The following is a 21,773-nucleotide window of genomic DNA, read 5'->3' as shown; positions in this document are numbered from 1 at the left end:
GGCGCGGGGCCCCCGCCTCCGCAAATCGGTTGTCCACAGGCCCCCACGTGGGGAACTCCGGCCAGTAATGTCGCCGTTCATGGAGCAGAGGCATCTCGGCCGTACCGGCCTGCGTGTGTCCCGGATCGGGCTCGGCACCCTGACATGGGGCCGCGACACGGACGAGCACGACGCCGCGGACATGTTGAAGCTGTTCTGGGAGGCGGGCGGCAGCCTGGTCGACACCGCCGACGTGTACGGGGACGGCGAGGCGGAGTACCTGCTGGGTCAGTTGATGGACGGACTGGTGCCCCGCCGCGACCTCGTCATCTCCACGAAGGCCGGCAGCGTCCCGGACCCCGACCGCCGCTTCGACGGCTCGCGCGGCCATCTTCTCGCCGCCCTCGACGCCTCCCTCGCCCGCCTCGGCACGGACTACGTCGACGTCTGGCACATCCACGCCTACGACCCCGAAACCCCGCTGGACGAAACGCTCCAGGCCCTCGACCTGGCTGTCAGCAGCGGCCGGGCCCGTTACGCCGGGGTCTCCAACTTCTGCGGCTGGCAGCTCGCGAAGGCCGCCACCTGGCAGCTCGCGGCCCCCGGCATACGCACCCGCCTGGCCAGTACGCAGCTGGAGTACTCCCTGCTGCAGCGCGGCGTCGAGCGCGAGGTGCTGCCCGCCGCACTGGACCTGGGCATCGGTCTGCTCCCGTCCTCCCCCCTGGGCCGGGGAGTGCTGACCGCCAAGTACCGCCACATCACGCCCCCGGACTCACGGGGCGGCTCGGAGCACATGGCCCCGTTCGTCGCGCCCTACCTCGACGACACAGCGACCAGCATCGTGGACGCGGTGCAGACGGCGGCGGACGGCCTCGCGGTGACCCCGATCCAGGTGGCCCTCGCCTGGGTCCGCGACCGGCCCGGCGTGGCCGCGCCCATCGTCGGCGCGCGCAACGCGCTGCAGCTCACGGGGGCACTGTCAGTGGAGAGCCTTAGTCTTCCTGACGAGATCTGCCGGGCTCTCGACGACGTGTCGGCGCCCGTGCACCGCTATCCCGATCACGACTGGAGCACGCTGTGAGCACGGAGCCCGCGACCACGGAGCCGGACGAGCCGGGGGGACGGGGCGACGGGACGCCCGCCGACGGCACCGACGCGCCCGGCGGCACGCCCGAGGACCGGGACGCCGCGGTCACGGCGACGCCGCAGGAGGGGGACGAGGGGGACGGCTCGGGCGACGGCGGCGCCGAGGGTTCCGCCGAGGCCGTCGCCGGCGACGGCGAAGCCGCACCCGAGACCTCCGAGGCCCAGGCCGAGTTGGCGGCCCAGCGGCTGGAGCGGGAGCGGATCGAGCGACGCAAGGCGGAGAAGAAGGCGCCGATCACCAGCGGGGTCAAGCTCAGTGGGTCGGCCGCCGATCTGCTGGCCGCCGTACGGGCGGTGGAGGGCGGGCAGAAGCCCACGGCCGGCGCCTTCGCCGAGCCCGCGCCGGCTCCGCGCCGGCCGGCGCCGGAGCCCGTGCGGCGACCGGAACCGATGGCGTCCTCGGGTGGTGCGCCCGCTCCTTCGGGCGAGACCGTCGAGGACGTGCGCGCGGTGCTGGCCGCGGGCGGTGCCCCCGTTGCGCTTGCGGCACAGGTCGCCGAGGCACTCGGCGAGGGCGCCGGCGCTCGACTGCGCGAGGACCCCTGGCAGTTGCTGCGGGTGGCGGGGGTGCGGCCGGAGCAGGCCGACGGTTTCGCGCGGGCTCTGCTCGGCGCCGAGTGCGGCCCTGACGACGAGCGGCGGGGCCGGGCGGTCACCGTGTGGCTGCTGGAGCAGGCGGCCGTCGCCGGGCACACGGCGCTGGAGGCCCCGGCGCTGGCCGCCGCGCTCGCCCGGTACTCCGTGCCCGACCCCGACGAGGCCGTCCGGAGCACGGTCGCCGAGGGCGAGGCCCTGGTCTTCCAGGACGCGCTCGACGACGCCCCGACCGCGGCCCGGTCCGCGCCCCCGGCCGACGACGCCGAGGGCGACGAAGCTGATCAGGAGCGCCCGGTGCGTGTCCTCATCGGTCTGGAGCGGTACGCCCTCGCCGAGGAGAGCCTCGCCGACGGACTCGCCCGCGTCATGAACTCCCTGGCCAAGGACGACACGGCCAACTGGGCCTCGGCGGCGGCCTCGGCACCGCGGTCGGCGGCGGAGCTGATCCGCGCCGTCGCCGGACACGGGCTGGTGCTCCACACCGGCGGCGAGGCGGCCCGCGCGGAACCGGCGGCGCTGGTCACGGCCGCTCGGGCGCTCGGACTGAAGGCGTACGCGGCGACACACAGCGCGGACGGAAGGCGGCGCCTCGCCTCCGGGCCGGCCAGCGGCGAGGGAGCGGCCGTCGAGGGATCGGCCGGGGCCGAGGGCGTCGAACCCGCCGCCGTGACGACCCTGGCCGGGCTGCTCTCCGGCGTCGAGGGCCCCGGCCGGGACCGGGAAGGCGCCCTCGACCTCGACCTGCTCGTGGTGCTGGACGCGCCCCAGCTGGACGTCGAGACCGCCGCGCTGCTCGCCGAGTCGCTGCCCGACGGGGCCCGGTTGGTGCTCAGCGGCGACCCGGGGGTGCTGTGGTCCGCCGGGCCGGGCCGGGTCTTCGCGGACCTGCTCGCCGCCCGTGCCTGCCCACAGGTCGCCTCGCGGACACCCGACCCCGGCCCCGTCGGCGAGCTGGTCTCGGGAATCGGGATCGGGGAGCTGAACCAGGTCGACGCGCCCGGCAGGGAGGTGGTGATCGTGCCGGTGCGGGACGCGGGCGAGGCGGTGCACAGGACCGCGCAGCTGGTCGTGGACTCGGTGCCGAGGGCGTTCGGGATCCCCGCCGAGCAGGTGCAGGTGATCACAACCGGGCATGGTGGGGCGGCCGGCACGCGTGCGCTCAACACCGCGCTCAAGGAGCGGCTGAACCCGGGGCCGGGCCGCTTCGGCGGGTTCGACCCGGGCGACCGCGTGGCGTACTCCCCCGCGCCGGGCCGTTCGACGCCGGGACGGGTGGTGCGGGCCGACGCCGAGGGGCTGCATCTGGAGTGCGCGGGCACCGCCGTCGTCGTGCCGAAGGAGCGGGTCGAGCAGAGCGTGCGGCACGGGTGGGCGCTCACCGCGCACCAGGCCGTGGGGCACCGGTGGCCGGCCGCGGTCGTGGTGCTGCCGGGTGACGCGGCGCAGGCGCTGAGCCGGCCCTGGGTCTACACGGCCTTCGGTCGCGCCGAGCGGCATCTGTCGGTGGTGCACGGTGTGGAGCAGGCCCTGCCCCACGCGGTCGCCGAGGTACCGGCGAAGCCGCGCACGACCCGGCTCCCGGCACTGCTGAAGGCCCAGGTGCCTGCGGCCGGCTGACCGCGCCGGCGACGAGGGGCGGGCCGGGACCGGGGCGGGTGCGCGCCGGCGCCCGCCTGCCCCGGGCCACCGGGCGCACGACGTCGGGAGCCCCGCGTCAGCGATCGGCGTCCAGCGGTTCCAGCTCCTCGTCGTCCCCGAGATCCGGTTCCAGCGCGAGGTCGTCGTCCAGGTCGTCGTCCGGCTCGTCGTCGAAGACCGCGCTGACGTCGAAGCGGCAGACGACCCTCTGCGGATCGACCCCTTCGAAGGGCGCCTCCAGCCACTCGCCGGGTTCGGCGGTGTCGTCCGCGGCGGTCACCCAGAGCGTGGAGTCCCCCTCCTCCAGGCCGAACTCCTTGTGCCGGGAGGCGATCTCGTCCGGCTCGAACTCGCCGAACAGCAGACCCAGCGCACCGTGCACCGTGCGCCCCGGACCGTCGGAGCCGACCGGCTCCTCCGCCGCCTCCACCCGCTGGGCCTGGGCCAGCAGCCGCTGCGGCTCGGCCACCGTGTAGTCCCGGCGGATCATCACGCTGAGCGCGCCGGGTTCCCCGGGGCCGGTGTACGGCGGCATGTCCTCGGTGCCGGGGATCTCGAAGGGAGTGACCTCGTCGTAGCGGTCGTAGAGCAGTTCGTCGTACTCCTCGGCGGCCGCGGCCAGCTCGTTGAACGCCTCGTAGACGGCCGGGTCGTCCTCCCCCGACCGGCGTTCGACCGCGGCCAGGTGGCGGTCGAGCGCGGTCTTGACCGCCTCGGCGGCGGCGCGTACCTCGGCAGCGGTGGGCTGCGCAGCATCAGACATAGTGCAGACGCTATCCGTACCGGGCCCCAGCCCGCACAATAGATGCGATGCCGGAATACGAATTTGTCGACGTGTACGTACCGCGCGGCGTTTCCCGCAAGGACGCCACACGTCTGCTGACGGACCATGCCGAGTACGGACACTGGGAGTTGGACCGACTGAGCCTGCTGCGTGACGGCAGCCGCAGGGTGCGGTTGCGCCGACGGATCATCCGCCAGGTACGCGCCACCTGGTGAGCGGGCGGAGCGGAACGGAGCGGGCCCCGCTGGTGCGGGGCCCGCTCCGTTCGCCGTCGGCCGGGTCGGGTTACAGAGCGGCCGCCCGCGCCTTGCGGTAGATCAGGGCGCCCCCGATCAGTGCGCCCGCGCCCACCGGGAGGACGAGCCCCAGCGGCAGGTCGCCGCCGGTCTGGGCGAGCTGCGCGGCACCGTCGGGCTGGGTGACGGTCTGCGTGCCCGGGTGGTTGGTGTCACCGCCGGGGACCTCACCACCGGGCTTGCCCGGCTTGCCCGGTGTCTGCGGGGACTCCTCCTCGGAGTCGCCCGGCGGGTTCTGGTGGCCACCGCCCGGGTTCTCGTGCGGCCCTCCGCCGCCCGAGTTCCCGCAGTCGTTGCCCGTGACCCCGTTGCCGATACCGATCACGCCGATGTTGTTGCCGCACACGTTGACCGGCACGTCGATGGGCACCTGCACGCTGTTGCCGGAGCCCACGCCCGGCGAGCCGCCGGTGTGACCGTCCGCGTGGGAGCCGCCGTGGGACGAACCGGGACCGCCGTGGCCGTGGTCGCCGTAACCGCCACCACCACCGCCGTTCGAGCAGTCGTTGCCGGTGGCCGGGTTGCCGACGCCGACCACGTCGACGCTGTTGCCGCACACGTTGACCGGAATGTGCACCGGAGCCTGGACGTGGTTGCCGGAGGCCACGCCCGGCGAGTCACCGGCGTGACCGCCGGCCTGGGAGCCGCCGTACGACGAACCGTGACCGCCGCCGCCCTGGCCGCCGCGTGCGTGCTTGCCGCCTCCGCCGTTGGAACACTTGTTGCCCGCTGCCGGGTTGAGCAGTCCGACCACGCTCACCGTGTTGCCGCAGACGTTGACCTCGGTCTCCACCGGAGCCTGCACGGTGTTGCCGGAGAGCACGCCGGGCGAGTGGGTGGCGGAGCCCTGCGCACCGGCGTCGGCGTGCGCGGCACCGCCCGCCGCGGCGAGCACACCGGACGCGGCCGCCACCGTCATGAGGCCTTTGCGGGTGACCTGTCGCATTGCTGAATTACCTGCCTTAGCCCTGTGTTCTGATCTTTTACACCTTGCCGGGATACCGGACGGCCCCGGAGTGCATGGCGCGCACTCCGGGGCCGACGGTTATTTCAGACCCTCACGTGGTGAGGCACAACGTCACTTGTTGATGCAGGTGTTGCCGAAGGCGGGGTTCAGCAGCCCGATCACCGAGATCGTGTTGCCGCACACGTTCACGGGGACGTGAACCGGCACCTGGACGACATTGCCGGACGCGACACCCGGGGAGCCGATCGCGGCACCCTGGGCCCCGGCGTCGGCAACGGCCAGACCCGCGCCCGCGAGAACCAGACCACCGGTGGCTGCCGCAGCGGCGACGACCTTCTTGAGCATTATTCCTCCTTGTAGGCAAAGCGACCCCAAGTAGCGAGTCACACCACCTGTAACGAGGAGAATCCATTGGAGCTACGAGCTTATGGTCCGATTCACTCGACCTGGTCGGTCTTCGTACGCGCTGCCGAATAATGCGCCCCGTTCACGTCAGGACGCGTCGATGAAACGGTCGAGGACGCGCACCCCGAATTTCAGGCCGTCCACCGGCACCCTCTCGTCGACACCGTGGAACATGCCCGCGAAGTCCAGCTCCGGCGGTAGCTTCAGCGGCGCGAAGCCGAAGCCCCGGATGCCGAGGTCGTCGAAGGACTTGGCGTCCGTACCGCCGGAGAGCATGTAGGGCACCGCCTGCGCGGCCGGGTCCTCGGCGAGCAGCGCCGACTGCATGGCGTCGACGATCGCCCCGTCGAAGGACGTCTCCAGCGCCTTGTCGGAGTGCACGTCCTCGCGCCGCACCTTCGGGCCGAGGATCTTGTCCAGGTCGGCGAGGAACTCCTCCTCGAACCCGGGCAGGAAACGCCCGTCGACGTGCGCGGTGGCCTCGCCCGGGATGACGTTGACCTTGTAGCCGGCGCCGAGCTGGGTGGGGTTGGCGGTGTTGCGCAGGGTCGCGCCGATCAGCTTGGCGATGCCGCCGAGCCTGGCGAGGGTGCCCTCCATGTCCTCCGGGTCGAGTTCGGTGCCGAGCGCGTCGCCGAGTTCGTCGAGGAAGGCCCGGGTGGTCTTGGTGACCCGCACCGGGAACTGGTGGCGGCCGAGCCGGGCGACCGCCTCCGACAGCTCGGTGATGGCGTTGTCACGGTGGATCATCGACCCGTGCCCGGCGGTACCGGCCACGGTGAGCTTCATCCAGTGCATGCCCTTCTCGGCCGTCTGGATCAGATAGAGCCGCCGCTGCTCGTTGACGGTGAACGAGAACCCGCCGACCTCGCTGATCGCCTCGGTGACGCCCTCGAAGAGGTCGGCGTGGTTCTTGACGAGGTGCTTGGCCCCGTACGTGCCGCCGGCCTCCTCGTCCGCGAGGAAGGCGAGCACGATGTCGCGCGGAGGCTTGCGGCCGCTGCGCAGCCGGTCGCGGACGACCGCCAGGGTCATCGCGTCCATGTCCTTCATGTCGACGGCGCCCCGGCCCCAGACACAGCCGTCCGCGACCTCACCGGAGAACGGGTGGTGGGTCCAGTCCACCGCGTTGGCCGGCACGACGTCGGTGTGGCCGTGGATGAGCAGCGCGGGCCGCGAGGGGTCCTCCCCCTCGATCCGGGCCACCGTCGACGCGCGGCCCGGGTGCGACTCGAAGATCCGCGGCTCCAGCCCGACCTCGGCCAGCTTCTCGGCGACATACTCGGCGGCCTTGCGCTCCCCCGGGCCCGAGTGGTCGCCGAAGTTGCTGGTGTCGATCCGGATCAGCTCGCGGCAGAGGTCGACGACCTCGTCCTCGCCGGTCACGCGCCTGCCCGTGTCCGTCTCGTTCACGCTGGTTCCTCCCGCTGTCGCTGCTGGTGGTTCGCCCTCATCCTCCTCCTGCCCCACCACTCGCCCCAAGACCGGGACCGGCCGGGTCACACGCCGTTCACACCCGGCCGCCCGGGGACGGGGCGTGATCGGGGGCTCCGGAAAGCCTGGTAATGTTTCCTTCGTCGCCACGGGGGGAACCCCGCGCGACAGACACCTTGTCCGGGTGGCGGAATGGCAGACGCGCTAGCTTGAGGTGCTAGTGCCCTTTATCGGGCGTGGGGGTTCAAGTCCCCCCTCGGACACACAGGGGCGAAGGCCGCGACCATCAGGTCGTGGCCTTCGTCGCGTGAGACTGACGAAATGTGGGCGACATCTCCCCCCACCAGGAAAACCCCAGGTCACGGCCCGTCCCCTTGCCCCTCCGGGCCACCCGGTGGACGCCCCCGCTTGGCCGACACGACAGGCCGTAGTCACCCGAGCACTAGAGTATTGGGCTTGTTCGGTGTCGATACGGAAATATCCCCAGGCAGACCTGCGGGCCCGTCGGCGCCCCCGGATGGTCCGGGTTCGAGAGGCGAGGATCCGATGGCCGCCGTGTACGAGAGTCCTGACCTCACGCTGCTCGACGGGGAGCTGGCGCAGGGAGCCGGAGGATTCGGCGGAGCGGCACTCTTCTCGGCCGGCCCGGCGGCCTCCCCGCGCACGCTCGTGGACGTCTTCGAGGCGTCCGTGCGGTCCTATCCGGACGAGCCGGCGCTGGACGACGGCAGCCGGCGGCTCAGCTATAGGGCGCTGGCGGTCGAGGTGGAGCACCTGCGGCAGCGTCTGGGGGCGGCCGGGGTCGGGCTCGGGGACCGGGTCGGGGTGCGGGTGCCGTCCGGCACGAACGACCTGTACGTCGCGATCCTCGCGGTGCTCGCGGCCGGGGCCGCCTATGTGCCCGTCGACGCCGAGGACCCCGACGAGCGGGCCAAGCTGGTGTTCGGCGAGGCGGAGGTGCGGGCCGTCGTCGGGGCCGGGCACGAACTGACCGTCACCGGCGCGTGCGACTCCCCCGCCGCCCGGCCCGGGGTCGAGCACGACGCGTGGATCATCTTCACCTCCGGGTCGACGGGGAAGCCCAAGGGCGTGGCCGTGAGCCATCGCAGCGCCGCCGCGTTCGTGGACGCCGAGGCGGCGCTGTTCCTGGCCGAGGAGCCCATCGGGCCCGGGGACCGGGTGATGGCCGGGCTGTCCGTGGCCTTCGACGCGTCCTGCGAGGAGATGTGGCTGGCCTGGCGGTACGGGGCCTGTCTGGTGCCGGTGCCGCGCTCGCAGGTCAGGAGCGGTGCCGATCTGGGGCCGTGGCTGGTCGAGCAGGAGATCACGGTCGTCTCCACCGTGCCGACGCTGGCCGCGCTGTGGGAGTCCGAGACCCTGAACGACGTACGGCTGCTGATCTTCGGTGGTGAGGCCTGTCCGCCGGAGCTGGCGCAGCGGCTGGTGACGGAGGGCCGCGAGGTCTGGAACACCTACGGGCCGACCGAGGCCACCGTCGTCGCCTGCGCCTCGCTGATGTCCGGCGAGGAGCCGATCCGGATCGGGCTGCCGCTGGACGGATGGGAGCTGGCCGTCGTCGACGAGGCCGGGGAGCCCGTGCCGATGGGCGGCAGCGGGCAGCTCGTGATCGGTGGCGTGGGCCTCGCGCGGTACCTCGACGCCGAGAAGGACGCGGAGAAGTACGCGCCGCTCACGTCGCTGGGCTGGGAGCGCGCCTATCGCAGCGGCGACCTGGTGAAGGCCGAACCGGAGGGGCTGGTCTTCCTCGGGCGGGCGGACGAGCAGGTCAAGCTCGGCGGGCGGCGGATCGAGCTGGGCGAGGTCGACGCCGCGCTCCAGGCGCTGCCCGGCGCCGCGGGCGCCGCTGCCGCCGTACGGACCGCGCGGAGCGGGAACCAGCTGCTGGTCGGCTATGTGGTCACCCAGGACGGGTGGGACCGGGCGGCGGCCGTGGAGCAGCTGCGGGCGGAGCTGCCGGCCGCGTTGGTGCCGCTGCTGGCACCGGTGGCGGAGCTGCCGACCCGGACCTCGGGGAAGGTGGACCGCGACGCCCTGCCGTGGCCGCTCGCGGAGCCGGAGAGCGCCGGGCCGGTCGAGGAGCTGTACGGGACCGAGGCGTGGCTCGCCGAGCAGTGGACGCAGGTGCTGGGCATCGCGGTCGGCGGCGCGGGTGACGACTTCTTCGCGATCGGCGGTGGCAGCCTGGCGGCCGCGCAGCTGACGACCCGGTTGCGGACCCGGTACCCGAGCGTCGCCGTGGTGGACATCTACCAGCGGCCGACCCTGCGGAAGCTGGCCCGGTACCTGGAGGCGTCGGGCGAGGAGGAGGGTACGCGCCGGGCGGTGGAGCCGGTGCCCGTGCGGGCGCGGTTCGTCCAGCTCCTGCTGCTCGTGCCGCTGTTCACGCTGCTCGGGCTGCGGTGGATCGTCCCGCTGACCGCGCTCGGCAACCTGCTCGGGCCGTACGCCTGGCTGCCGACCGCGCCCTGGTGGGCCGTGGCGGTGGGGGCGGTGCTGTTGTACACCCCGCCGGGGCGGCTGGCGGTCGCGGCGGGCGGGGCGCGGCTGCTGCTGCGCGGGGTGACGCCCGGGCGGTACGCGCGCGGCGGGAGCGTGCATCTGCGGCTGTGGGCGGCCGAGCGGCTGGCCGAGTTCAGCGGGGCGACCTCGCTGACCGGGGTGTGGCTGGAGCGGTACGCGCGGGCGCTGGGTGCCAGGATCGGCGCCGATGTGGACCTGCACGCGCTGCCGCCGGTGACCGGGCTGCTGAAGCTCGGACGGGGCGCGGCCGTGGAGTCCGAGGTGGATCTCTCCGGGTACTGGCTCGACGGGGACCGGCTGGAGATCGGGACCGTCAAGGTGGGTGCCGGCGCGGTCGTCGGGACGCGGAGCATGCTGCTGCCGGGGGCCAGGGTCGGCAAGCGGGCCGAGGTGGCGCCGGGGTCGGCGGTGGCCGGGCAGGTTCCCACCGGGCAGCGCTGGGCCGGCGCGCCGGCGGTGAAGCTGGGCAAGGCGAAGCGGAACTGGCCCAAGGAGCGGCCGCAGCGAGGCCTGTTCTGGCGGGTGTCGTACGGCGTAACGGGCTTCGGGCTGACGGCGCTGCCGGTGCTCGCCGGGATCGCCGCGCTGGCCGTGCTGGGCCTGTTCGTGGCGCCGGACGCGGGGCTCGGCGCGGCTCTCCGGGGCGGGGCGCTGGGGCTGGTGCCGGCCACGCTCGCGTTCGGGGCCGCGTACGCGCTGCTGCTGCTCGTGGCCGTACGGCTGCTGAGCCTCGGGCTGCGGGAGGGCACACATCCCACGCACAGCCGGGTCGGGTGGCAGGCGTGGACGGTCACGCAGCTCATGGACCGGTCGCGGCAGACGCTGTTCCCGCTGTACGCGGGGCTGGTGACGCCGGTGTGGCTGCGGCTGCTGGGGATGCGGATCGGCAAGGGCGCCGAGGTGTCCACCGTCCTGGCGCTGCCGAGTCTGACGACGGTCGGCGACGGGGCGTTCCTCGCGGACGACACGCTGACCGCGCCGTACGAGCTGGGCGGCGGGTGGCTGCGGATCGGGCGGGCGCAGATCGGGCGGCGGGCGTTCCTCGGGAACTCCGGGATGACCGCGCCGGGACGGTCCGTGCCGGACGGCGGTCTGGTGGGTGTGCTGTCGGCGACGCCGAAGAAGGCCAAGAAGGGCAGCTCGTATCTGGGGCTGCCGCCGGTCAGGCTGCCCCGGTCGGCCGCGGACGGTGACCAGAGCCTGACGTACGAGCCGCCCGCGCGGCTGCTGTGGGCGCGGGCGCTGGTGGAGCTGTGCCGGATCGTGCCGGTGTTCTGCTCGGCGGGTCTCGCGCTGCTGACGGTGGCGGCGCTGAGCGCGCTGGGCGGCTGGGCGTGGCCGCTGGGCGGGCTCGTGCTGCTGGAGGCCGGGGCCTTCGGATGTGTGCTCTCGGTCCTCGCGAAGTGGCTGCTCGTGGGGCGGCACCGCACCGGTGAACATCCGCTGTGGAGCGGTTTCGTGTGGCGCAACGAGCTGGCGGACACCTTCGTGGAGGTGCTGGCCGTGCCGTGGCTGGCCGGGTCGGTGCCGGGCACGCCGGTGCTGAACGTGTGGCTGCGCGGGCTCGGGGCGACCATCGGCACAGGGGTGTGGGTGGAGAGTTACTGGCTACCCGAGCCCGACCTCGTCACGCTCGGCGACGGGGCGACGGTGAACCGGGGGTGTGTGCTCCAGACCCACCTCTTCCACGACCGGATCTTGCGGACGGATACTGTTGAACTCCGTGAGGGCGCCACTCTGGGCCCGGGCGGAATCGTCCTGCCCGGCAGCGTGGTCGGGGCCCGCACCACGCTGGGGCCGGCGTCGCTGGTCATGGCCGCGGAGTCCGTTCCCGACGACACCCGGTGGCTGGGCAACCCGATCGAGGCATGGCGCCGCTGAGTGCGGCTCGTGCGGCGTCGGGAGACCCGGGGGACGATGGACGTCGTACGAGAGCGCAGCGGGGAGCAGAAGCGGCAGTGGCGGTTCAGCAGTCAGTGGGTCCGGACCCGTACTTCCCGGCGAACGGTGATGCCCGTTACCGGGTGCATCGGTACGAGCTGGCTGTGGACTACCGGCCGGGGCCGAACCGGTTGTCGGGCACGGCGCGGCTCAACGCCATAGCGGGCCGGTCCGCGCTCGCCGAGTTCCAGCTGAACCTCGCCGACTTCAAGATCGGCCGGGTACGGGTGGACGGCCGGGCGCCGCACTACACGCACCGGGGCGGCCGGTTGCGCCTGCGGCCCGCGAAGCCGATCCGGCCGGGGGCCGCGTTCACGATCGAGGTCCACTGGTCGGGCAACCCCAAGCCGGTGAACAGCCCCTGGGGCGGGCTGGGTTGGGAGGAGCTGACGGACGGGGCGCTGGTGGCGAGCCAGCCGGTCGGGGCGCCGTCCTGGTATCCGTGCAACGACCGGCCCGCCGACAAGGCCTCGTACCAGATCTCGATCACGACGCCGTCCGCGTACCAGGTGGTGGCGGGCGGGCGGCTGCTCACCCGTACGGCGAAGGCGTCCACGACGACGTGGGTGTACGAGCAGTCGGCGCCGACGTCGAGCTATCTGGTCGGCCTGTCGATCGGCCGGTACCAGACGGTGCTGCTGGGCGACCCGAGGCCCGGCGGGGTGCCGCAGCACGGGCATATCCCCGCCCAGCTCCTCACGGAGTTCTCGCGGGACTTCGCGCGGCAGCCCGCCATGATGGAGCTGTTCGAGGAGCTTTTCGGGCCCTACCCGTTCGGGGAGTACGCGGTCGTGGTGACCGAGGAGGAGCTCGATGTCCCGGTCGAGGCACAGGGGTTGTCGCTGTTCGGCGCCAACCACGTGGACGGGGCGCGGGGTTCGGAGCGGCTGGTCGCGCACGAGCTGGCGCACCAGTGGTTCGGCAACAGCGTGTCCCTCGCCGACTGGCGCCACATCTGGCTGAACGAGGGGTTCGCCAAGTACGCGGAGTGGTTGTGGTCGGAGCGCTCCGGCGGGCGTACGGCGCATCAACTGGCGCGTGCGGCGCACCAGAAGCTCGCCGCGCTCCCCCAGGATCTGCGGCTGGCGGACCCGGGCCGCAAGCTGATGTTCGACGACCGGCTCTACGAGCGCGGCGGTCTCACCGTCCACGCGGTGCGCTGCGCGCTCGGCGACGACGCGTTCTTCCGGATGCTGCGCGGCTGGGCGACCGTCCATCGCGGGGGCGCCGTGACGACGGCCGGGTTCGTCGCCCACGCCGGCCGGTACGCGGACGGACCGCTGGACGCCCTGTTCCGGGCGTGGCTCCAGGAACCGGCGCTGCCGCCCCTGCCGTCCCCGCCGCACCCTCCGTCCGCCAGGGGCCCCCAGGTCCCGGCGCGGCCGCCGTATCCGCCGACGAACGCGGGGTCGGCGTAGGGCGGGCACAATGGCTGCCATGTCGTCGCGCCGCAGTGGTTCCAGGGCCGGTTCGAAGAGTGCCGCACGGGTCCCTTCGCCGGTCCCCCGCACCTGCCCCTGCGGGCTGCCCGCGGCGTACGAGGCCTGTTGCGGGCGGTATCACTCCGGCGGCGCGGCCGCGCCGACCGCCGAGGCGCTGATGCGGTCGCGGTACAGCGCGTTCGTCGTGCGGGACGCGGCGTATCTGCTGCGCAGCTGGCATCCCCGGACGCGGCCCTCCGGGGTCGACTTCGACACGACCATGCGCTGGACCGGTCTGGAGATCCTGGACACCCGGGACGGCTCGGCCTTCCACACCACCGGCACGGTGACCTTCCGCGCCTCGTTCCGGGGCGGCTCGATGCACGAGCGGAGCCGGTTCGAGCGGGTGGACGGGGCCTGGGTGTATGTGGACGGGGAGTTCCCGCAGTAGGCCCCCGGGTCAACCGGCGGCCGGGGAGCGGCCGTTGGGTGCCAGGATGTCGAGTTCCTGGAGGGCTCCCGCGGTGATCTCCCGGGTGAGCCGCTCGGCCCGCGAGGCGTCGTGTTCGCGGATGGCCTCGGCGACCTGGACATGGAGGGTGACGGCCGCCGGGTCGGGGTCGTGGAACATGACGGCGTGATGGGTGCGGCCGGCGAGGACCTCCTCGACGACGTCGCCGAGGCGGGCGAACATCTCGTTGCCGGAGGCGTCCAGGATCAGGCGGTGGAAGGCGACGTCGTGGTGGAGGTAGCCCTCCAGCTTGTGGCCGCGTGAGTGGGCGACCATGCCGATGGCGCACTCGGTGATCGCGGCGCACTGCTCGTCCGTGGCGTGGCGCGCGGCGAGGCCCGCGGCGATCGGTTCGACGGCGCCGCGCAGCACGGTCAGCGAGCGCAGCTGGCGGGGGCGGTCCGCGCCGGCCAGGCGCCAGCGGATGACCTGCGGGTCGTAGACGTTCCACTCGGCGGACGGGCGGACGATCACGCCGACCCGGCGGCGGGACTCGACCAGGTGCATGGACTCCAGGACGCGGACCGCCTCCCGCATCACCGAGCGGGACACCTCGAAGCTCTGGGCGAGTTCGTCCGTGCGCAGCACGCTCCCGGGCGGGTACTCGCCCGCTGTGATCGCCGGTCCGAGGGTTTCCAGTACTCGGCCGTGCAGCCCCCGGCCCGGTGTGCTCATGGGGATCAGGGTACGAGGAGGGGAGCGCGGACAAAAAGTCAGACTTATTCGGGTCGAGGGCTTGAATTCGTCGTACCTAATGGGCTTCAGTGTCGTCGGCGTCGGGTGACGTCACGGATGTCGACGAAGACAGCGAGGTAGTGATGCGTACCCCTGATGTCGTCGTGGTGATGGGCGTGGCGGGGACCGGGAAGACCACGATCGGCCCCCTGCTCGCGGCCCGGCTCGGCGTTCCCTACGCCGAGGGCGACGACTTCCACCCCGAGGCCAACATCGCCAAGATGTCGGCCGGGACGCCGCTGGACGACGCGGACCGGGGGCCGTGGCTGGACGCCATCGGCGCGTGGGCCCACGGCCGGGACGGGCTCGGCGGGGTGGTCAGCTGTTCCGCGTTGAAGCGCGCGTACCGGGACCGGCTGCGGGCCGCCGCGCCCGGTGTGGTCTTCCTGCACCTCGCCGGTGACCGGGCGCTCATCGAGGACCGCATGTCCCACCGGCAGGGGCATTTCATGCCCACGGCGCTGCTCGACTCGCAGTTCGCCACGCTGCAGCCGCTGGAGGCGGACGAGGCGGGTGTCGCGGTCGACGTGTCGGGCTCGCCCGAGGAGATCGCCGAGCGGGCGGTCACCGCGCTGCGGGGGACCGGCCCGGCCGGGTCGTAGGGCCGCCGCGGCCCAGCCTCCTCCTCCGCCCCTTTCTTCGCCTTGCTCACCTCCCCCCTCCCCCCACCTTCTCCACTCAAGGACTCACCGTGACCGGACTCGACGTCGAGTTGCTGGCAGCGGACCCCGTCGAGCCGATCACCTCGGCGGGGCACGCGCAGCTGGGCATAGCCGTACTGGCGGGCATCGCCGTGATCGTCGTGCTCATCACCAGGTTCAAGGTGCACGCCTTCCTGGCGCTGACCATCGGCTCGCTCGCGCTGGGCGCGTTCGCCGGGGCGCCGCTGGACAAGGCGATCGCGAGCTTCACCACCGGGCTCGGGGCGACCGTGGCCGGGGTGGGCGTACTCATCGCGCTCGGTGCCATTCTCGGCAAGCTGCTGGCCGACTCGGGCGGCGCCGACCAGATCGTCGACACGATCCTCGCGAAGGCCGGCGGGCGGGCGATGCCGTGGGCGATGGTGCTGATCGCCTCGGTGATCGGGCTGCCGCTGTTCTTCGAGGTCGGGATCGTGCTGCTGATCCCGGTGGTGCTGATGGTCGCCAAGCGCGGTAACTACTCGCTGATGCGCATCGGCATCCCGGCCCTCGCCGGTCTGTCCGTCATGCACGGACTGATCCCGCCGCACCCCGGCCCGCTGGTCGCCATCGACGCGGTGCGGGCCGATCTGGGCGTCACGCTGGCGCTGGGGCTGCTGGTGGCGATACCGACCGTGATCATCGCCGGGCCGCTGTTCTCGAAGTACGCCGCGCGCTGGGTGGACGTGCCCGTCCCCGAGCGCATGATCCCCGCGCGCGCCTCGGAGGAGCTGGAGAAGCGGCCGGGGTTCGGCGCGACCATCGCGACCATGCTGCTGCCGGTGGTGCTGATGCTGGCCAAGGCGCTGGTGGACATCGTCGTGGACGATCCCGAGCAGATGGTCCAACGGGTCTTCGACGTGGCCGGCTCGCCGCTGATCGCGCTGCTCGCGTCCGTGATCGTGGGCATGTTCACGCTGGGGCGGGCGGCCGGGTTCACCAAGGAGCGGCTCGGGTCGACGGTCGAGAAGTCCCTCGCGCCCATCGCGGGCATCCTGCTGATCGTCGGCGCCGGTGGCGGGTTCAAGCAGACGCTCATCGACTCCGGGGTCGGGCAGATGATCCTGGAGATCTCCGAGGACTGGTCGATCCCCGCGCTCGTCCTGGCCTGGCTGATCGCGGTGGCGATCCGGCTGGCCACCGGCTCGGCCACGGTCGCCACGATCTCGGCGGCGGGGCTGGTGGCCCCGCTCGCCGCGGACATGTCGACCACGCACACGGCCCTGCTGGTCCTCGCGATCGGCGCCGGCTCCCTCTTCTTCAGCCATGTCAACGACGCCGGGTTCTGGATGGTGAAGGAGTACTTCGGGATGACCGTCGGCCAGACCATCAAGACCTGGTCGGTGATGGAGACGATCATCTCGGTGGTGGCGGGGGCGCTCGTGCTGCTGTTGTCGCTGGTGATCTAGGCGTACCCCCCGTACGCCCCGCACCACGGGGCGCCTGTGCCGCCGGTGCCGCCGGTGCCGCGTGTGATGCGGGGGGTTGCGGGGGGTACGGGACCGGGGGCTCCCGGCTGTGTGCGGCGCTACGGCCGCCACAGCGGGTGTTCCCGGTCCGCCCATTCCCGGCTCACCGAGCCCGTGCGCAGGCCCCGGCGGGCCTCCGGATCGCCCAGGGCCATGCCGATGTGGCCCGCCAGGACGATCCCGATGGTCAGGGCCAGCCAGTCGTGGACGAAGGTCGCGCTGGTGCGCCACATCAGCGGGGTGAGGTGGGTGAACCACATCATCAGGCCCGTGGCGAGCATGACGAGGGTGGCGCCGGCGATCCAGGAGGCGTAGAGCTTCTGACCCGCGTTGAACTTGGCGGCGGGGCGTGCGCCCGGGGCGCGGCGGCGGGCGGCGCGGAGCCAGACGCGGTCGTGCGGCCCCCAGCGGTTCAGCCGGCCGAGGTCCGCGCGGAACGCGCGGGAGGCCAGGCCCGCGAGCACGGGCAGGGGCAGCAGCAGGCCGGCCCACTGGTGGACGGTCACCACGAGCGCCCGGCGGCCGACCAGTTCGGCGAGTGCGGGCACGTAGAGGCAGGCGGCCGTCACCACGCAGATGCCCATCAGGGCGGCCGTGGTGCGATGGATCCAGCGTTCGGCTGCCGTGAAGCGGGCCACGCGGGCCTCCGCCAGGACGGGGGGTTCCTCAAGTCGTCGGTTCATCGTCCCGCCCGTTCGATCGGCCGACCCACGCGTCGATGTCGTAGCCCCGCTCCTCCCAGTAACCCGGCTCGACCTTCTCCGTGACCTCGATGCCGGAGAGCCATTTGGCGGACTTGTAGAAGTACATGGGGGCGACGTACAGACGGACGGGGCCGCCGTGGTTGTGGCTGATGTCCTTGTCCTGCATGCGCAGGGCGACGAGGACGTCCGCGCGGCGGGCCTGTTCGAGGGTGAGGCTCTCGGTGTACGCCCCGTCGAAGCAGGTGAAACGGACGGCGCCCGCCGAGGAGCGCACCCCGGCCGCGTCCAGCAGCGCGGAGAGCCGTACGCCCTCGAACGGGGTGTCCGGGACGCGCCAGCCGGTGACGCACTGGACGTCCTCGACCATCCGGGTCTGCGGGAGGGCCCGCAGGTCGGCGAGGGTGTACGAGGTGGGTCTGTCGACCAGACCGCCGACGGTGAGGCGGTAGTCCTTGGCGGTCCTGCGGGGAACGGACGCCGTCACCGAGTAGTAGCGGAAGCCGCCGCCGTTGGGGAGCAGACCGGTCAGACCGGTGGGGTCCTTCTGGGCCGCCTCGCCGAGGAACGCCTCCATGCCGCGCTGGAGGACGGGGGCCGCGACCACGCCGAGGGCGCCGAGTCCTAGGGTGCCGAGGAGGACACGGCGGCCGATGGGCGCGCCGCGCCCCGGTTCCCTGTCCTCGTCTTCGGGGGGTTCCGCCGGCGCCTGCCGCGCCGTGGGCTGTTCGGGGTTCACGTGATGATTCGAACATCCGCCGCCCCCGTCGGGCCAGCGACGGCGGAGATTCGTCAGGATTCCGTAAGGCTCGGCGGGGCCGGCCTCTTCGGCTCAGCCCGTCGCCTTCGCCGCCGCCCGGCCCGCCGTGCGGCCGGAGAACAGGCAGCCGCCGAGGAACGTGCCCTCCAGGGAGCGGTAACCGTGCACACCGCCGCCGCCGAAGCCCGCGGCCTCGCCCGCCGCGTACACGCCCGCCAGCGGGTCGCCGCCCTCGGTGAGGACGCGGGAGGAGAGGTCGGTCTCCAGGCCGCCGAGGGTCTTGCGGGTCAGGATGTTCAGCCGGACGGCGATCAGCGGACCCGCCTTGGGGTCGAGGATGCGGTGCGGGGTGGCGGTGCGGATGAGCTTGTCGCCGAGGTAGTTCCGGGCCCCCCGGATCGCCATCACCTGGAGGTCCTTGGTGAAGGGGTTGGCGACCTCCCGGTCCCGGGAGACGATCTCGTGGCGCAGTTCGGCCTCGTCGATCAGCGGTTCCTTCGTGAGCGCGTTCATGCCGCGGACGAGGGAGCCGAGGTCCTTCTCGACGACGAAGTCGACACCCTTGTCCATGAAGGCCTTGACCGGCGCGGGCACGTCCGCGCGGGCCCGGATGAAGACGTCCTTGACGGACTTGCCGGTCAGGTCGGGGTTCTGCTCGGAGCCGGAGAGGGCGAACTCCTTGCCGATGATCTTCTGGTCGAGCACGAACCAGGTGTAGTCGTACCCGGTCCTCATGATGTGCTCCAGCGTGCCCAGGGTGTCGAAGCCGGGGAACAGCGGGACCGGGAGCCGCTTGCCGCGGGCGTCCAGCCAGAGCGAGGACGGGCCGGGAAGGACGCGGATGCCGTGGTTCTCCCAGATGGGGTTCCAGTTCTGGATGCCCTCGGTGTAGTGCCACATCCGGTCGCGGTTGATGAGATGGGCGCCCGCCTCCTCGGCGATGCCGAGCATCCGGCCGTCGACGTGCGCCGGCACGCCGGAGATCATCTTCTCCGGGGCCTTGCCGAGGCGCTCGGGCCAGTTGGCGCGGACGAGGTCGTGGTTGCCGCCGATGCCGCCGGAGGTGACGATCACCGCCTGGGCCTTCAGTTCGAAGGCGCCGGTGACGTTGCGGGTGCTGGGCCGGCCCCGCTCGATGGTCGACGGCTCCAGGATCTCGCCGGTGACGGTGTCGACGGCGCCCGCGCTGCGCGCGAGGCCGGTCACCCGGTGCCGGAACTTCAACTGCACGAGCCCCCGGGCCACACCCTCGCGCACCCGGCGCTCGAAGGGCTCCACGAGGCCGGGGCCGGTGCCCCAGGTGATGTGGAAGCGGGGGACGGAGTTGCCGTGGCCGTTGGCGTCGTAGCCGCCGCGCTCGGCCCAGCCGACCACCGGGAAGAACCGGACGCCCTGGCGGTGCAGCCAGGACCGCTTCTCGCCGGCCGCGAAGTCGACGTACGCCTCGGCCCACTTGCGCGGCCAGTGGTCCTCCTCGCGGTCGAAGGCGGCCGTGCCCATCCAGTCCTGGAGGGCGAGCGCGTGACTGTCCTTGATACGCAGGCGGCGCTGCTCGGGCGAGTCGACGAAGAAGAGTCCGCCGAAGGACCAGTGGGCCTGGCCGCCGATCGACTGCTCCGGCTCCTGGTCGAGGAGGATCACCTTGCGGCCCGCGTCGACGAGCTCCGCGGTCGCCGCGAGCCCCGCGAGGCCTGCCCCGATCACGATCACATCTGCGTCGTACGACATTCGAGGACGTCCTCTCGGGAACGGTCGGGCGGAGGGTCGAGCGAAGGAGGGCAGGCCGAAGCGGGTCAGACACGGCCCCAGGGCCTTGTTACCGGCCGGTCAGCAGCTTTGGCACAGATCCTTCGGCAGAAGGAGTGACCTAGTCAACTGCCGAGGTGTGTCTCCTCCCACGGACAGGTTCCGGCGGGGGCGACTACAGTCGGTCGAATACGTATCGGGCCGCCCGTCGGGGTACAAATCACCCTCCGTCCGGGATGCCTGGCGGATGCCCCCGGGGGTACTCGTCGTGGCCCGTCCGACGACCCGAGGTACTCCGCGTGTCGGTTCTTGTTCTTCTTCTCGCCCTGGGCGCCGCCTGCTGTCTGGGCTTCGGCTTCGTCCTCCAGCAGCAGGCCGCCTCGCACGCCCCGCTGGGCGACTTCCTCTCACCCCGGCTGCTGCTCGACCTCATCCGGGTGCCACGCTGGCTCGGCGGCATCGGGCTGATGGTGTGCGGGATGGCACTGGGCGCGGTCGCGCTCGGCCGGGGCGAGGTCACCCTCGTGGAACCGCTCCTCGCGACCAACCTCCTCTTCGCGCTCGGCCTCTCCCGTCGGCAGACCCGTCAGCCGCTGGGCCGCCAGGGCTGGGCGGGGCTGGTGCTGCTCGCGGGCGGGGTCACCGCGTTCATCGTCGCCGGGCGGCCGGAGGGCGGGGCGGCGGTCGGCGGCCCCTTCCGGCAGTGGCTGATCATCGGCGTCATGGTCGGGCTCGCGCTGCTGCTGACGGCCTACGCGAAGCGGTCCCGGCTGAGTGCCGCGCCGGTCCTCCTGGCGGTCGCCGCCGGGCTGCTGTACGGCGTCCAGGACGCGCTCACCCGGGTCAGCGGGCAGCTGTTCGGCGAGGGCGGCTGGGGCGGGCTGCTCACCTCGTGGCAGCCGTACGGGGTCGCTCTGCTCGGGGTGACCGGGCTCCTCCTCGTGCAGAGCGCGTTCGAGACGGGGCCGCTGCGGATGTCGCTGCCCGCGCTGACCGCCGCGCAGCCGCTGGCGGGGATCGCGTGCGGGGTGGGGTTCCTGGGGGACCGGCTGCGGATGGACGCGGGCGCCCTCGCGTGGGAGGCGGCGGGGTTGGTGGGGGGGGGGGGGGGGGTGGTGCTTCTCGGAATGCATCCGGCGATGCCGTGCGGCTCCGCCGGGGGACGGGAGGGTGGGGTGCGGGCGGGGGCGGGTGCCTCGTAGGTCGGGGGTGCGGGTGGGCGCCTCATGGGTCGGGGTGCGGGTTGAGTGGCGGGTGCGGGTGGGCGCCCTCATGGGTCGGGGTGCGGGTTGAGTGGCGGGTGCAGGTGGGTGGGGGTTGTTCGCGCAGTTCCCCGCGCCCCTGAAAAAGCGCCGGGCTCGGCCCGTGGCGGTGCTGGGAGCACTGTTTTCCGCGCCCTCGCAAGCGCCGGGCTCGGCCCGTGGTGTCGGGCGGTGGCCCGTGGTCGGTGCGGCGGCGTTCACAATGAGGTCATGAGTGCCGCCGACGAGATTCTTGACATCGTGGATGAGGGCGACCGCGTCATCGGGCAGGTTCCGCGGGGGGAGGCGTATGCCCGGGGGTTGCGGCATCGGGCCGTGTTCGTGCTGGTCAGAGACGGGGGCGGGCGGGTGTTCGTGCATCGCCGGACGGACACGAAGCTGATCTTCCCTTCGCTGTACGACATGTTCGTGGGCGGCGTCGTCGGGGCGGGCGAATCCTACGACGACGCGGCCCTGCGCGAGGCCGAGGAGGAGCTGGGAGTCTCCGGCCTGCCCCGGCCCGCGCCGCTGTTCAGGTTCCTCTACGACGACGGGGCCGGGCGTACCTGGTGGTCGGCGGTGTACGAGGTCCGCTGCGAGCTGCCGGTGGACCCGCAGGCGGAGGAGGTCGCCTGGCACGGGTTCCTGACGGAGGCCGAGGTGGAGCGGCGGCTGGGCGAGTGGGAGTGGGTGCCGGACGGGGTGGCGGCGTACGAGCGGCTGAGGGCGAGGGGAGGCCGGGAGGCCGGTCTGGGCCCGGAAGTCGACCGGTAATGTC

General features: G+C 72.8%; 18 protein-coding genes and 1 tRNA gene. 11 read left to right on the top strand and 8 right to left on the bottom strand.

What is annotated here, in order from left to right:
* Nucleotides 1-79 precede the first annotated feature (79 nt).
* Together STRBO_RS0115230 and STRBO_RS0115225 are read left to right on the top strand one after the other, a co-directional pair.
* Nucleotides 80-1,063 (top strand): aldo/keto reductase, encoded by a 984-nt coding sequence (locus STRBO_RS0115230; protein WP_028796669.1) that lies wholly within the window; start codon nt 80-82, stop codon nt 1,061-1,063.
* Complete coding sequence (locus tag STRBO_RS0115225; protein WP_005485171.1) at nt 1,060-3,342, top strand: helix-hairpin-helix domain-containing protein; 2,283 nt, start codon at nt 1,060-1,062, stop codon at nt 3,340-3,342. Before STRBO_RS0115230 ends, STRBO_RS0115225 begins: the two co-directional genes overlap by 4 nt.
* Before the next feature lie 97 nt (nt 3,343-3,439).
* Here STRBO_RS0115225 and STRBO_RS0115220 read toward each other — a convergent pair whose 3' ends face one another.
* A complete protein-coding gene (locus tag STRBO_RS0115220; RefSeq protein ID WP_005485168.1) occupies nt 3,440-4,126 on the bottom strand; it encodes a hypothetical protein in 687 nt (228 codons plus the stop codon).
* A 47-nt stretch (nt 4,127-4,173) separates the two neighbouring features.
* Here STRBO_RS0115220 and STRBO_RS0115215 point away from each other — a divergent pair, with 47 nt between their 5' ends.
* Nucleotides 4,174-4,362: a DUF5703 family protein gene (locus STRBO_RS0115215; protein ID WP_005485166.1), complete on the top strand. Its 189-nt coding sequence runs from the start codon at nt 4,174-4,176 to the stop codon at nt 4,360-4,362.
* Between the two features lie 70 nt (nt 4,363-4,432).
* Here STRBO_RS0115215 and STRBO_RS0115210 read toward each other — a convergent pair whose 3' ends face one another.
* The 3 genes from STRBO_RS0115210 to STRBO_RS0115200 all read right to left on the bottom strand — a co-directional run bounded on the left by STRBO_RS0115210 (nt 4,433) and on the right by STRBO_RS0115200 (nt 7,228).
* Nucleotides 4,433-5,389, bottom strand: coding sequence for a chaplin (locus STRBO_RS0115210; protein ID WP_005485164.1), 957 nt, complete (start codon nt 5,387-5,389; stop codon nt 4,433-4,435).
* Between the two features lie 132 nt (nt 5,390-5,521).
* Complete coding sequence (gene chpH / locus STRBO_RS0115205) at nt 5,522-5,755, bottom strand: chaplin ChpH (RefSeq protein ID WP_005485162.1); 234 nt, start codon at nt 5,753-5,755, stop codon at nt 5,522-5,524.
* 147 nt (nt 5,756-5,902) lie between these two features.
* Nucleotides 5,903-7,228, bottom strand: coding sequence for a M20/M25/M40 family metallo-hydrolase (locus tag STRBO_RS0115200; RefSeq protein ID WP_020114411.1), 1,326 nt, complete (start codon nt 7,226-7,228; stop codon nt 5,903-5,905).
* Between the two features lie 199 nt (nt 7,229-7,427).
* Between STRBO_RS0115200 and STRBO_RS0115195 the strand changes: the two genes are divergently transcribed.
* The 4 genes from STRBO_RS0115195 to STRBO_RS0115180 all read left to right on the top strand — a co-directional run bounded on the left by STRBO_RS0115195 (nt 7,428) and on the right by STRBO_RS0115180 (nt 13,603).
* Nucleotides 7,428-7,512 (top strand) — tRNA-Leu (locus STRBO_RS0115195).
* Between the two features lie 283 nt (nt 7,513-7,795).
* Entirely contained in the window at nt 7,796-11,671 is a 3,876-nt protein-coding gene (locus STRBO_RS0115190; protein WP_005485157.1) for a Pls/PosA family non-ribosomal peptide synthetase, read from the top strand.
* Nucleotides 11,672-11,748: 77 nt separating this feature from the next.
* Complete coding sequence (locus STRBO_RS0115185) at nt 11,749-13,149, top strand: M1 family metallopeptidase (protein ID WP_028796668.1); 1,401 nt, start codon at nt 11,749-11,751, stop codon at nt 13,147-13,149.
* 10 nt (nt 13,150-13,159) lie between these two features.
* Entirely contained in the window at nt 13,160-13,603 is a 444-nt protein-coding gene (locus tag STRBO_RS0115180) for a YchJ family protein (protein ID WP_202499971.1), read from the top strand.
* Nucleotides 13,604-13,612: 9 nt separating this feature from the next.
* On the opposite strand, the gene STRBO_RS0115175 is transcribed toward STRBO_RS0115180, so the two are convergent.
* Entirely contained in the window at nt 13,613-14,338 is a 726-nt protein-coding gene (locus STRBO_RS0115175) for a FadR/GntR family transcriptional regulator (RefSeq protein WP_005485151.1), read from the bottom strand.
* A gap of 143 nt (nt 14,339-14,481) precedes the next feature.
* Between STRBO_RS0115175 and STRBO_RS0115170 the strand changes: the two genes are divergently transcribed.
* Nucleotides 14,482-15,000, top strand: coding sequence for a gluconokinase (locus STRBO_RS0115170; protein ID WP_028796667.1), 519 nt, complete (start codon nt 14,482-14,484; stop codon nt 14,998-15,000).
* An 89-nt stretch (nt 15,001-15,089) separates the two neighbouring features.
* A complete protein-coding gene (locus tag STRBO_RS0115165; protein ID WP_005485148.1) occupies nt 15,090-16,487 on the top strand; it encodes a GntP family permease in 1,398 nt (465 codons plus the stop codon).
* 119 nt (nt 16,488-16,606) lie between these two features.
* Here STRBO_RS0115165 and STRBO_RS0115160 read toward each other — a convergent pair whose 3' ends face one another.
* The 3 genes from STRBO_RS0115160 to STRBO_RS0115150 all read right to left on the bottom strand — a co-directional run bounded on the left by STRBO_RS0115160 (nt 16,607) and on the right by STRBO_RS0115150 (nt 19,736).
* Entirely contained in the window at nt 16,607-17,230 is a 624-nt protein-coding gene (locus tag STRBO_RS0115160) for a cytochrome b/b6 domain-containing protein (protein WP_005485146.1), read from the bottom strand.
* Entirely contained in the window at nt 17,214-17,987 is a 774-nt protein-coding gene (locus STRBO_RS0115155; RefSeq protein ID WP_005485144.1) for a molybdopterin-dependent oxidoreductase, read from the bottom strand. Before STRBO_RS0115155 ends, STRBO_RS0115160 begins: the two co-directional genes overlap by 17 nt.
* A 93-nt stretch (nt 17,988-18,080) precedes the next feature.
* Nucleotides 18,081-19,736, bottom strand: coding sequence for an FAD-binding dehydrogenase (locus tag STRBO_RS0115150; protein WP_005485143.1), 1,656 nt, complete (start codon nt 19,734-19,736; stop codon nt 18,081-18,083).
* 317 nt (nt 19,737-20,053) lie between these two features.
* Between STRBO_RS0115150 and STRBO_RS0115145 the strand changes: the two genes are divergently transcribed.
* Together STRBO_RS0115145 and STRBO_RS0115140 are read left to right on the top strand one after the other, a co-directional pair.
* Nucleotides 20,054-20,956 carry a DMT family transporter gene (locus STRBO_RS0115145; protein ID WP_020114408.1) on the top strand — a complete coding sequence of 301 codons (903 nt, stop codon included), beginning with the start codon at nt 20,054-20,056 and terminating at the stop codon, nt 20,954-20,956.
* Nucleotides 20,957-21,226: 270 nt separating this feature from the next.
* Nucleotides 21,227-21,769 (top strand): NUDIX hydrolase, encoded by a 543-nt coding sequence (locus STRBO_RS0115140; protein ID WP_005485139.1) that lies wholly within the window; start codon nt 21,227-21,229, stop codon nt 21,767-21,769.
* Nucleotides 21,770-21,773 lie beyond the last annotated feature (4 nt).

This window comes from Streptomyces bottropensis ATCC 25435, assembly GCF_000383595.1.
Taxonomy (GTDB): domain Bacteria; phylum Actinomycetota; class Actinomycetes; order Streptomycetales; family Streptomycetaceae; genus Streptomyces; species Streptomyces bottropensis.
This window is presented reverse-complemented; position numbering and strand designations above follow the sequence as displayed.